This window comes from Sinorhizobium alkalisoli, from assembly GCF_008932245.1.
GTDB lineage: Bacteria > Pseudomonadota > Alphaproteobacteria > Rhizobiales > Rhizobiaceae > Sinorhizobium > Sinorhizobium alkalisoli.
This window is the reverse complement of the sequence record NZ_CP034909.1, coordinates 1227018-1238677: the sequence shown is the minus strand read 5'-3', so window position 1 is coordinate 1238677 and position 11660 is coordinate 1227018. Positions and strand designations below refer to the sequence as shown.

14 protein-coding genes are annotated in these 11660 nt (G+C 62.2%); 4 read left to right on the top strand and 10 right to left on the bottom strand.

What is annotated here, in order from left to right; translation table 11 throughout:
- Window positions 1-80: 80 nt before the first annotated feature.
- The 8 genes from rseP to EKH55_RS06130 all read right to left on the bottom strand — a co-directional run bounded on the left by rseP (window position 81) and on the right by EKH55_RS06130 (window position 7500).
- Window positions 81-1205, bottom strand: coding sequence for an RIP metalloprotease RseP (rseP, locus tag EKH55_RS06165; RefSeq protein ID WP_069457815.1), 1125 nt, complete (start codon window positions 1203-1205; stop codon window positions 81-83).
- A gap of 179 nt (window positions 1206-1384) precedes the next feature.
- Window positions 1385-2218, bottom strand: a complete 834-nt coding sequence (locus tag EKH55_RS06160; protein ID WP_151611171.1) for a phosphatidate cytidylyltransferase — start codon at window positions 2216-2218, stop codon at window positions 1385-1387.
- Window positions 2218-2961, bottom strand: coding sequence for an isoprenyl transferase (locus EKH55_RS06155; RefSeq protein WP_069457817.1), 744 nt, complete (start codon window positions 2959-2961; stop codon window positions 2218-2220). The genes EKH55_RS06160 and EKH55_RS06155 overlap by 1 nt, the downstream gene beginning before the upstream one ends.
- A gap of 36 nt (window positions 2962-2997) precedes the next feature.
- Complete coding sequence (gene frr, locus EKH55_RS06150) at window positions 2998-3558, bottom strand: ribosome recycling factor (RefSeq protein ID WP_069457818.1); 561 nt, start codon at window positions 3556-3558, stop codon at window positions 2998-3000.
- Between the two features lie 49 nt (window positions 3559-3607).
- On the bottom strand, window positions 3608-4330 hold the full coding sequence (pyrH, locus tag EKH55_RS06145) for a UMP kinase (RefSeq protein ID WP_069457819.1): 723 nt from the start codon (window positions 4328-4330) through the stop codon (window positions 3608-3610).
- Between the two features lie 193 nt (window positions 4331-4523).
- Window positions 4524-5447: a translation elongation factor Ts gene (tsf, locus tag EKH55_RS06140; protein ID WP_069457942.1), complete on the bottom strand. Its 924-nt coding sequence runs from the start codon at window positions 5445-5447 to the stop codon at window positions 4524-4526.
- Between the two features lie 251 nt (window positions 5448-5698).
- Window positions 5699-6466 carry a 30S ribosomal protein S2 gene (gene rpsB / locus EKH55_RS06135; protein WP_069457820.1) on the bottom strand — a complete coding sequence of 256 codons (768 nt, stop codon included), beginning with the start codon at window positions 6464-6466 and terminating at the stop codon, window positions 5699-5701.
- A gap of 212 nt (window positions 6467-6678) precedes the next feature.
- Window positions 6679-7500: a cell envelope integrity EipB family protein gene (locus EKH55_RS06130; RefSeq protein WP_069457821.1), complete on the bottom strand. Its 822-nt coding sequence runs from the start codon at window positions 7498-7500 to the stop codon at window positions 6679-6681.
- A 133-nt stretch (window positions 7501-7633) separates the two neighbouring features.
- On the opposite strand from EKH55_RS06130, the gene EKH55_RS06125 reads away from it, so the two are divergent.
- From EKH55_RS06125 to EKH55_RS06110, 4 genes are read left to right on the top strand one after another with little or no spacing between them, the layout of a single operon-like run.
- Complete coding sequence (locus EKH55_RS06125) at window positions 7634-8101, top strand: RidA family protein (protein WP_069457822.1); 468 nt, start codon at window positions 7634-7636, stop codon at window positions 8099-8101.
- Window positions 8102-8114: 13 nt separating this feature from the next.
- The gene (locus EKH55_RS06120; protein WP_069457823.1) at window positions 8115-8840 is read left to right on the top strand and encodes a glycerophosphodiester phosphodiesterase; all 726 of its coding nucleotides are present in this window, start codon (window positions 8115-8117) and stop codon (window positions 8838-8840) included.
- Window positions 8841-8844: 4 nt separating this feature from the next.
- A complete protein-coding gene (locus EKH55_RS06115) occupies window positions 8845-10026 on the top strand; it encodes a GNAT family N-acetyltransferase (protein WP_069457824.1) in 1182 nt (393 codons plus the stop codon).
- 51 nt (window positions 10027-10077) lie between these two features.
- Complete coding sequence (locus EKH55_RS06110; protein WP_069457825.1) at window positions 10078-10497, top strand: HIT family protein; 420 nt, start codon at window positions 10078-10080, stop codon at window positions 10495-10497.
- 2 nt (window positions 10498-10499) lie between these two features.
- Here EKH55_RS06110 and EKH55_RS06105 read toward each other — a convergent pair whose 3' ends face one another.
- Both EKH55_RS06105 and EKH55_RS06100 read right to left on the bottom strand, forming a co-directional pair.
- Complete coding sequence (locus tag EKH55_RS06105) at window positions 10500-10871, bottom strand: AzlD domain-containing protein (protein ID WP_069457826.1); 372 nt, start codon at window positions 10869-10871, stop codon at window positions 10500-10502.
- Window positions 10841-11578: an AzlC family ABC transporter permease gene (locus tag EKH55_RS06100; RefSeq protein WP_069457827.1), complete on the bottom strand. Its 738-nt coding sequence runs from the start codon at window positions 11576-11578 to the stop codon at window positions 10841-10843. The genes EKH55_RS06105 and EKH55_RS06100 overlap by 31 nt, the downstream gene beginning before the upstream one ends.
- Between the last annotated feature and the right edge of the window lie 82 nt (window positions 11579-11660).

Sequence of the window (11660 nt, the reverse complement as noted above, 5' to 3'; positions counted from 1 at the left end):
ACGTTCGCCCTACCGCTCCATCTGTTCGTTTCCGCCGCATTTGTGCGACGTCAGACGATTCCGCCTGACTGCAAAATGCTCTAGCCGAAGAGCCAGTTGATATCGTTCCAGGCCGCGAAGAACGTCAGCATCAGGACCATTGCAAAGCCGATGCGAAATGCGAGTTCCTGTGCGGCCGGGCCAACCGGCCTTCCACGCAAAGCCTCGACCGCGTAGAATACGAGATGTCCGCCATCCAGCACGGGCACGGGCATCAGGTTAAGCAACCCTATGGAAACCGAAAGCACCGCGGCAAAGTTCAACACTTCGGCGATGCCGAGCTTCGCCATTTGCCCCGACATCTGCGCTATGCGAATCGGCCCTCCCAATTGATCGGCGTTCATCCGGCCAACGATCATATTCGCCAGATAGTCGAACGTGCCGGTTACGATCCGCCAGCTTTGCAAGGCGCCCTGGCCGACAGCCTCAAGGGGGCCGTAGGTCTCGATCCGGAAGTTGCCCGCCTCCTGGTTCGTTCCGATGCCGATCTTTCCCTCTTCGACCTTATTGCCAAGCGGATCGACGGTTTCCGTGCGCTGCGGTACCATGCGCAAATCGATCGTGGCGCCCTCGCGCTCGATTCGGACATTTATCGGCAGTTCCGGGCGGACGGCGACATAGCGGCGCACATCATCGAAGGTCGATACCGGCGTTCCGTCGATGGAAATCAGCCGGTCCCCCGGCTGGACGCCGGCCGCTTCCGCTGCACTGTCGGGCGCGACGAAAGCGACCACCGGATCGGCGACAGCGCGGCCGTAAATGGAGAAGAGAACGGCAAAGATCGCAATTGCCAGCAGGAAATTGGCGATCGGTCCGGCGGCAACGGTTGCCGCACGCTTCCACAGCTTTGCGCCAAGGAACGTCCTGCCCCGCTCGCCCGGGGCCAGTCTCTCCAGCCGTTCGTAATCGGGCGAACTCGCCGCGTCCTGGTCGCCAAAAAACTTGACGTAACCGCCAAGCGGGATGATGCAGAACTTCCACCTGGTGCCGTGGCGGTCCGTCCAGCCAAAAAGTTCCGGCCCAAAGCCCACGGAAAAGGCCACAATGCGGATGCCGGACCAGCGGCCGACCAGGTAGTGCCCCATCTCATGGACGAAGACCAGCAGGGTCAGGAGGAACAGGAAAGTGGGGATAGTGTATTGGAGATTGTCAAGCAGAAGGCTCATTTCAGTTCCTAACGCATCCGCTGTGGCGGTGGCCGCTACCAGAATTCGTGATGCGGCACGATCCTACTCTTTTTTCTCTTTGGCTTTAAGAACCCATGCAAGCGCCGACGGGACAATGACGAAACTGTGAGGCTCCCCTGCACCTCCGGTTCTGAACGCCGCCCACCGTCGCAACCAGCCTAAAGGCCCAGCAGCACGGAACCGAAGGCGGATTCCCGGCCGCCACTCAACAGAAGCTGGCCCAACACAAGAAGCAATGCCGCACCGCAGGCGAAAATCAGTCCATCGACCCGATCCATGACGCCGCCATGCCCCGGTATCAGGCGACTCGAGTCCTTCACGCCGAAGCGTCGCTTTATGAAGGATTCGAACAAGTCGCCGATCTGGCTGGCGATCGAAAGCGTGAGGGCGATGGCCACGATACGAAGGTCCTGCAGCGAAAAATGCGCCATGAAGATGGCGACGCCCGAAAGAACGCCGCAGATCGTACCGCCGATGGCCCCCGACCAGGTCTTGCCGGGCGAAATCGCCGGGGCCAGCTTCGGACCCCCGATCGCCCGACCGACAAAATACGCGAAAATATCGGTCCCCCAAACGACGGCGAAGACGAAAAGCATCGCGATGAGGCCGAGATAATCCACCCCGCGAATGGCCGCCAGAGAAATGCTTGCCAGGCCGGCATAGGCGATACCGCCAGGCAGCCACCAACTCGCCTTCCTGAAAGACACCCATAGCGCCGCAACCGCGATCGAGCCCGCAAGCACAGGCAGGGTCAACGGCATGTGGTCGAAAAGCACCAGAACAGCGACGACCGCCTGCGTGAGCCAGCCGAAGGCGTTGCCCCGGAAATCCCGATCGACGAGCCTCGTGATCGTCGACCACTCGTAATAGACCAAAAGGCCGATCGCGACGGCCAGAAGCTGGAATGCGAAGCCTCCGGCCCAGGTGGCGCCCAGAGCGACGGCGGCGAGCACGACCGCGGAGGCGATTCGAAGCTTCAGTTCGCTCGGCATCAGGAGCCGACCGCCAAAGTCGGTTGCGGCAGCCCGCCAAAGCGGCGTTCACGGCCGGAATATTTCTCGATCGCCGCGATGAAAGTCTCACGCGTGAAATCCGGCCACAGTTCTGGAATGAACAGCAATTCGGAGTAGGCTCCCTGCCAAAGCAGAAAATTTGACAGGCGCTCCTCTCCACTCGTCCGCAGGATGAGATCGGGGTCGGGTATGCCTGCCGTGTCGATCGTTTCTGCGATCCGCTCTGCCGTGATGTCGCTTGGCGTAAGACGCCCGTCGGCCACCTCTTCGGCCAGCCGGCGCATCGCCCTCGCCAGTTCGTCCCGCGCCCCGTAATTGAAGGCGATCACCAGCGTGATCCCCGTATTGGCGATCGTGGTCTCTTCCGCCTCGAGCAAGAGCGGCAGGATGTCGCCGCTCAGGTTCGTGCGGTCGCCGATAACGCGGATGCGGACGTTCTCGCGGTGCAGGTCCGCCAGATCTCTTCGCACGAAAGACTTGAGCAGGCCCATGAGATCGCTGACCTCATCCTCGGGCCGGCTCCAGTTCTCCGATGAAAATGCAAACAGGGTCAGATAACGGATACCCAGTTCCGCAGCCGTCCTCACCGCGCCGCGGACCGCCTCGACCCCCTTGCGGTGCCCCATCGTGCGGGGCAGTCCACGCGCGTTCGCCCAGCGACCGTTGCCGTCCATGATGATGGCGACGTGAGCCGGCGCGTTTGTGAAGGTGATATCTGGCATGGGCTGTCCGAAAATAGAGACTCACAATTCCACGGGTCAGACCTGCATGATTTCCTTTTCCTTGTCCGCGAGCAAGCGGTCGATCTCGGAGATCATTTCATCGGTCATCTTTTGCACGCGTTCCGACTGGGCGCGGCTCTCATCCTGGCCGATCTCGCCATCCTTTTCGGCTTTTTTCAGGTCATCCATACCGTCGCGGCGGACATGGCGCACCGCTACCTTGCTTTTCTCGGCATAGTCATGTGCGACCTTGACGAGCGACTTGCGACGCTCCTCATTCAGCTCCGGCAGCGGAATGCGCAGATTCTGCCCGTCCACGATCGGATTGAGGCCGAGATTTGCCTCCCTGATCGCCCGCTCGACTGCACCGACCATGGATTTGTCCCAGACCGAAACCGACAGCATGCGCGCTTCCGGAACCGTGACGTTGGCGACCTGGTTCAGCGGCATGCGCGATCCGTAGGCCTCGACGGTCACCGGATCGAGAACGTTTGCCGATGCGCGGCCGGTACGAAGCGAGGCGATGTCGTGCTTGAACGCGGCAATCGCCCCGTCCATCCGGCGCTTCAGTTCCTTCAGATCCACACCTTCACTCATGATACTAGCTCCCGTTCTGTTAGGCGGCCCACCGGGCCTCCGCAGATTATCAGTTATCCGTCACGATGGTGGCGCGACCGCCACCGGTCAATATCTCCGCGAACCCGCCTTTCTCGTGGATCGAGAAAACGACGATCGGAATGGCATTTTCCCGCGCGAGCGCCACCGCCGCAACGTCCATCACGGCCAATCCCTTTTCGAGGACCTCACTATGGGTCAGCCGATCGAAGCGGGTGGCAGAAGGAACTTTCTTCGGGTCGGCGGAATAGATCCCGTCCACCTGCGTTCCCTTGAAGATCGCCTCCGCTCCCATTTCCGCGGCGCGAAGCGCGGCTGCGGAATCGGTCGTGAAGAACGGATTGCCGGTACCGCCGGCAAAGATCACCACACGACCCAGAGAAAGATGATAAAGCGTCGCGCGCTGCGAGAAGCTTTCACAAATCTCCGGCATCGCGATTGCCGACAGCACCACCGTATCGATGTCGAGTTTGCGCAGCGATGTTGCAAGAGCAAGCGCATTGATGACCGTCGCCAGCATGCCCATGTGATCGCCCGTCACCCGGTCGCCGCCTTTGGAGGCGACCGCCACGCCACGGAAGATGTTGCCCCCGCCGACAACGACGCCGACTTCCACGCCCATGGCCCGAGCCTCGGCGATGTCGGATGCGATCCGATCGGCAACCGTCACATCGATGCCGAAGCCCTGGCTCCCCATCAAGGCTTCGCCCGAGGCTTTGAGAAGAACGCGCTTGTAGATTGGCTTGGCCGACATCATCACTCCTGAACAGATCGGCACGCATGCGCGAAAGGCACGCACGGCGGCAACAAGGAAAAACCCGATTGCGTGGTATCGACCGCCTCCATGTGCATTCCAGCGGGCCCGACGCAATGACGAATGCCGGATACACGAAGGGCACCGCGTTGTCACGCGATGCCCTGAGCTTTTCCCATTCGGGAAGAAGAAATCAACCCTTGGCGGCGGCCGCCACTTCGGCTGCGAAGTCGGACTCTTCTTTCTGCACGCCTTCGCCGAGCAGCAGGCGAGCGATGCCCGTTACCTCGATCGGCGCGCCGACGCTCTTTTCGGCCTCCTTGAGGGCTGCTTCAACGGTCTGGTCGGGGTTCATCACGAAAGCCTGCGAGAGAAGCGCGACTTCCTCGAAGAACTTGCGCATGCGACCCTCCACCATCTTCTCGATGATGTTGTCCGGCTTGCCCGAAGCGCGCGACTGCTCGATGAAGACGTTGCGCTCACGTTCGGCAACCGCCGGATCGATCTCGCTCGGGCGCACGGCAAGCGGGTTGGTCGCCGCGACGTGCATGGCGACCTGGCGGCCAATGGCGTTCAGCGCTTCCTTGTCGCCCGTGGACTTCAGCGCGACCAGAACCCCAAGCTTGCCGATACCATCGCCGGCGGCATTATGGATGTAGGTCGCGACAACGCCATCCTCGACAGCGAGCAGGGCGGAACGACGCAGCGTCATGTTCTCGCCGATCGTCGCAATCGCGTCCTTGATGGTTTCTTCCACAGACTTGCCGGTGGCCGGATAGGTCGCGTTGGCAACGGCCTCAACGCTGCCGTCCGTACCGAGCGCGACGCTGGCGACGCCGCGGACGAGGTCCTGAAAGGCGTCGTTGCGAGCGACGAAGTCGGTCTCGGAATTGATTTCGACGACAACGGCCTTGTTGCCGGCGCTGGCGATGCCCACGAGACCTTCGGCAGCGGTGCGGCCGGACTTCTTGTCGGCCTTCGCGATGCCCCTGGCGCGCAGCCAGTCGACTGCGGCTTCCATGTCGCCGTTGGTTTCAGCAAGCGCCTTCTTGCAATCCATCATGCCTGCGCCGGTCTTCTCGCGCAGATCCTTCACCATCGCGGCAGTAACAGTCATCTTCATGCCTCTTCATCTGTTTCGCTGGCGCGCCAACCGCAAAGTGGCGCCGTGCCAGAAGGTTTGGCAGGGAATGGCCTGTCGATGTGACACCGTGATGACGTCGCCATCATGGTGCGGTGCGGGAAACTTTTTCGAATCAAGCCGCGCCATTCCCGGCTGAAAAGAACGAGGCCGTTCAGATTTCCATCAGAAACGGCCTCGTCCGAACAATTCAAGGGGTGCGGCAGCAATAGCTGCCGGCCTCCCGATCAGGCTTCGGACGATTCGTCGAGAGCCGGCTCGACCGGAACCTCTTCGGAGGCGCCGAGATCGCGGCCGGCAGCGCCCTGCTGACGCGCAATGCCGTCGATCGCCGCGCGGGCAACGAGATCGCAGTAAAGGGCGATCGCACGCGAAGCGTCGTCATTGCCGGGGATCGGATAGTCGATCTGGTCCGGATCGCAATTGGAGTCGATGATGGCAACCACTGGAATGCCAAGGCGCTTGGCTTCTTCGATGGCGATCGATTCCTTGTTGGTGTCGATGATGAACATCAGGTCCGGCGTGCCGCCCATGTCGCGGATACCACCGAGCGCACGGTTCAGCTTTTCGCGCTCGCGCTCGAGGTTCAGGCGCTCCTTCTTCGTGAAGCCGGAAGCTTCGGAAGCGAGAATCTCGTCGAGCTTACGCAGGCGCTGGATCGAGTTGGAGATCGTCTTCCAGTTGGTCATCATGCCGCCGAGCCAGCGCGCGTTGACGTAGTACTGGGCGGAGCGCTTTGCAGCGTCAGCGATGATTTCCGAAGCCTGGCGCTTGGTGCCAACGAAGAGCACGCGGCCGCCGCTGGCGACGGTGTCGCTGACGACCTGGAGGGCGCGCGACAGCATCGGTACGGTCTGAGCGAGGTCGATGATGTGAACGTTGTTGCGGTCGCCGAAGATGTACGGCTTCATCTTCGGGTTCCAGCGATGCGTCTGGTGACCGAAGTGAACGCCTGCTTCGAGAAGCTGGCGCATGCTAAAATCAGGCAATGCCATGCCCTTATTCTCCTTTTCCGGTTGAACCTCCGCAAGGCGTCGAACGCATCTTACTGCGCCCACCGGCGGAACGATCCGGATTTCTCCCGGACAATCCCATGCCTCACGTGTGGAATGGACAGCCCCTTAGCCGCTACCATCCGATAAATCAAGACAGGAAGTCCGATTTGCCCTGCAGCGCCTCGCATTATCTGCTTTTGCGGTGGCCTGCTTTATTTGCACTCTTCCGCCTTGAAGACTTCGAGGTCGGCAAGCCTGCCGGCCAGGACGAAGTCTCCGTAGTCCATCGTCAAATCGCGGGTGACGCCATTCTCGTAGAGCTTGAAGGACATGCGGTAGATGGGCACGGCATCGCCCGTCGCTTCATCGTTGAAGTAGGAGATCGTCACCGGCCAGTAACTTTCGCCTGCGAGCTCGCCGGCTCTGCCGGCGTCCACGTCGTTCGGCTCCGGCTTGCGGGCCTTGCCCACGAAGGTGGAAGTGATCAGCGTCTTGTCACCCGAATCGGAGCCATCGAAGATGCGCGCCTCGAAGAAGGTCTCGCCCCTCTTGGCCCGCTCGATGACCTCCAGCATGTGCTCGGTCGGAAATCGACTTGCGGCCAGCGCCACTTCGCGCCTATCGGGTACGGTCAGTTCCACCTTGACGCCGGACGTCTCCTCATGCGCACTTCCGCGCACTTCCTTGTCCAGCTTCTCGTCGGTAAAGGAACGCGTCAGAAATCGGAAGCTGCCGGTTCTCATATCCTCGAAGGTGGTCGTCTGCTGGTCGGTCATGCGAACTTCTTCGCCCGTGTCCACCTGGGTCACGAAGCGGAAGCTGACCGTGTACCCTTCGCAGGCGGAACCGTTGAACTCGTAGACCATGCGCCCGTACATTCCGCTGATGCCGGAACGTTCGGATGCGTCCTTCAGCTCAAGGTCGTAGACGGCGCGGTGAGGTGCGAGCGTACTGGCATTGGCCACGCCGGCCGCGGCCGCCGCAGCGAGCCAGGCGCCCGAGAGAGCGACCAGGCCGAGGCCTTTACGAAACATCCGTTTCCTCCTGTTGGACTCGGCGGCGATGCGTTAAACAAACGTTCGGCAGAAACAAGGCGACGCCACCTGGATCGAGCCCACCCTGCCTGCATGACGGATTTTATCACAAAAGACAACAACGGAGCCCTCTATGTCCGCAGAGATCGAAACGCGCCTCAACGAACTCGGTATCGTGCTTCCGCAGGCGGTCGCGCCTGTCGCGAACTACGTTCCATTCGTCGTCACCGGCTCGACGCTCTATATTTCCGGGCAATTGCCCATGGAAGCCGGCAAGGTCGCGGTCACGGGTCATGTGGGCAAGGATGTCGATGTCGCGGCGGCGCAGCGGGCGGCTGAGCTCTGCGCGATCAACATCCTGGCGCAGGCAAAGGCCGCGCTCGGCGGCGATCTCGGGCGCATTCGGCGCCTCGTCAAAATCAACGGCTTCGTCGCCTCAACACCGGAGTTCACCGAACAACATCTCGTCATCAACGGCGCCTCGAATCTCCTGGCGAATGTGCTCGGCGAAGCCGGCAAGCACGCGCGCGCCGCGGTCGGCATGGCCTCCCTGCCCTTCAATGCGGCGGTCGAGATCGATGCCATCCTCGAGATCGCCTGATCGGGGCGCCACCATGAAGGACACGTCCTTTCTCAAGACGCAGCCGATCGCGCATCGCGGCTATCACGACATGAACCGCGAGGTCTGGGAGAACACGCTTTCGGCCTTCGCCCGCGCCGTCGAGGCGGGCTTCGCGATCGAGTGCGACCTGCAATATACAGCCGATAGCATCCCGGTCGTTTTCCATGATGACGACCTGCGGCGTCTCTGCGGGCTGAAGGGGGATATCCGGGCGAAAACGGCCGGAGAACTCGCCCTCCTCTCCGTCGGAGGCACCGCGGACAAGGTGCCGACATTGTCGCAACTCCTCCGGCTCGTAGCCGGGCGCGTACCGCTCGTCCTCGAACTCAAGGGCCGGAAGGGCGACGACGAGGGCTTTGCGGCAGCCGTGCTCGACACGCTTGAGGGATACAAGGGGCCCGTGGCGCTGATGAGCTTCGACCATTGGCTGCTCAAGGACCTGAGGGCGCTCGACGCCCCCTATCCGCTCGGCCTGACCGCCGAAGGCTCCAGACCGGAAACCTTCTTCGTGCACGAAGAAGCGATGCAGTTCGGCCTGGATTTCATTTCCTATTTCTACGGCGACCTGCCGAACCCGTTCATCACCAAGGAGCGTACCCTCGGCTGCACGGTCATCACCTGGACCGTGCGCGACCGGCGGGCGCAGGAGCATACCTTCGCCCATGCCGATCAAATGACATTCGAGGGTTTCGATCCACGGGAGACCATGGTTTCCTAAGGTCATGTCAGACGCGATCACCATCCGCATCGAGCATTCGTTCACCGCGATTCCGCCGGCGAAGTGGGATCGGCTTGCCGGGGCGTCGAAAGCGCATGCTGGCACGCCCTATAACCCGTTTATCTCGCATGCCTATCTGTCGGCGCTGGAGCAATCCGGCTCGGCGACGGCGCAGACGGGCTGGCTGGGGCAACATCTGCTGATCGAGAATGCGGGCGGATCCATCACCGGTGGCCTCGTCTGCTACATGAAGAACCATAGCCAGGGCGAATATGTCTTCGACCATGGCTGGGCGAATGCCTTCGAACAGGCGGGGGGGCGCTATTATCCGAAATTGCAGTGTTCGGTGCCTTTCACGCCGGTCACGGGACCGCGCCTGCTGGCGGCCGACGGCACCGATCCCCGGCCGGTGCGGGAGGCGCTGGCCGCGGGCCTCAAGGAACTCACGCGCCGACACGGCGTCTCCTCCGCCCATGTGGCCTTCGTTCCTGCCGAGGAGATGCCGGCCTTCGAGCGGGCCGGTTTCCTGCACCGGACGGACCAGCAGTTTCATTTCATGAATGCGGGCTATAGCTCGCATGACGACTTTCTCGCGACCCTGGCGTCGCGAAAGCGCAAGGCGCTGAAGAAGGAGCGCCGCACTGCCGTCGAACATGGAATCACGATCGATTGGCTTACCGGCAGCGACCTGACCGAAGCCATATGGGACCAGTTCTTCGCCTTCTACATGGACACGGGCGGGCGCAAATGGGGACGTCCCTATCTGACGCGCGACTTCTATTCCCTGATCGGCGAACGGATGGCCGACGACATCCTGCTGGTCATGGCCAAGCGCGCCGGCCGGTACATCGCCGGCGCAATCAACTTCATCGGCGGCGAGGCGCTATACGGACGACACTGGGGCTGCATCGAGCATCACCCCTTCCTGCATTTCGAGGTCTGCTATCACCAGGCGATCGACTTTGCGATCGCCCGGGGCCTGCAGCGGGTAGAGGCCGGAGCGCAGGGCGAGCACAAGCTGGCGCGCGGCTATATGCCGGTGACGACCCATTCGGCCCACTTCATCACCCATCCCGGACTGGCGCGGGCGGTCGCGGACTACCTTGAACGGGAACGCCGCGATGTGGAAGAGACTGGCGAATTCCTTGCGGAACACGGTCCCTTCCGCAAAGGCGATCAACAATGAGACGACGAGCGGCGCCGAAATATCCGCCGCGCACCAACAAGAGGACGTGACATGAGCGGTTATGACACCAGCAATATCTTTGCCAAGATCCTGCGCGGCGAGATCCCCTCCCATCGGGTCTATGAAGACGATGCGACGGTGGCGTTCATGGACGTCATGCCGCAGGCGGAAGGGCATGTGCTGGTATTGCCCAAGGCCCCGTCCCGCAACCTTCTCGACGCGGACACAGCCAGCCTACCCGCCTTGATCGCGACGGTTCAGAAGGTCGCCATCGCGGCGAAGCAGGCCTTCGACGCGGATGGCGTCACCGTCATGCAGTTCAATGAGGCCCCGGCCGGCCAGTCGGTTTTCCACCTGCATTTCCATGTCATTCCCCGCAGGGCGGGCGTTCCGCTGAAACCGCATTCCGGACAGATGGTAGACGGCGACGTGCTGGCCGCAAATGCGGAGAAGATCCGGCAGGCGCTGTAGGGTCAGAATCCCAGCCACCAGAGTCCGGCGGCGAGAACCGCGATCGCCGTCGCGATGCCGGCGATCGGCTTTTGGCGGGCGAGAAAAAACGCAAGGGCGCCGAGAAAGACGGCGCTCAGCCGCAGCCACAGCGGCGATTGCGCAAGCACCCCGGTCGGAAAGAGGATCAGCTTCGCGATCACGGCCGCGACCAGCGCGGTCGCCACCGCCCTCACCCAGTTCAACGCCTCGGAATCGTCGCGGAGCTGCTTGCCGGCAATCACGCCCAGCCATCGCCAGATATCCGTGGCGAGCCAGCCGGCAATCGCGATGAAGGCATAGGCCCACCACCCCTCCAGCCAGTTCACGCGCCCGCCTCCCGCCGCAAGCGCCACAGGCGTTCGCCGGCCCAGGCGACCGTTCCGCCGCCGACGCCGGCAAGCAGGATATCGAACTCCGGAGCGATCCAGTAGAACAGCGGCCCGGCGACGAGACCGGCGGCAAGCGCCACGTAGACGACGGGGTGGCGCGCCGAATGCCAGATCGAGGCAAGGAAATAGACGGGCGTCAGGAAGAACAGGCAGCCGGCGACGATCGGCGGGAATTCCGCGACGAGATGATAGACGACCCCGACCAGGACCATATTGGCGGCAACCAGCGTGATGCCGAAACCCGCGAAAAACGTGACACGGCGGTTGCGCGGCACCTCATGGATTCGCTCCATCGCGAAGACCCAGGCGGTGATCGCAATAAAATGAGACAGCACCAGGAGTACCCAGGTCGGTGTTTTCGGCCCGCGCAGTTCGGGAACGAGCGCCGCAACCATCGGCATCAGCCGGACCGACGACAGAGTGACGGCAAGGAACGCCGTCGCGAGGCTGGCGCCGCCGAGTACCGAGCTGACGAGGATGACCTTCGCCGGCAAAGCCCAGACGGCACCGGTCATGAAGACGACCTGCTCCGGGGGGATGCCCGCCTGGACCGTGAGCGCGCAAAAGCCGACGAAGGACAGCATCAGGATCACGGCCGGAACGCTGCAAATCCCTCGCGCGCCCTTCAGGAACCAGGCAAGGGACGACCGTTCGTCTTCAACATCTTCCATGGATATCCCGGGGGATCAGTTGGGAATGACAGTAGACTTAGAGCTGCGGTTGAGGTTTGGTGCCCCGATTTACCCCCTCTGC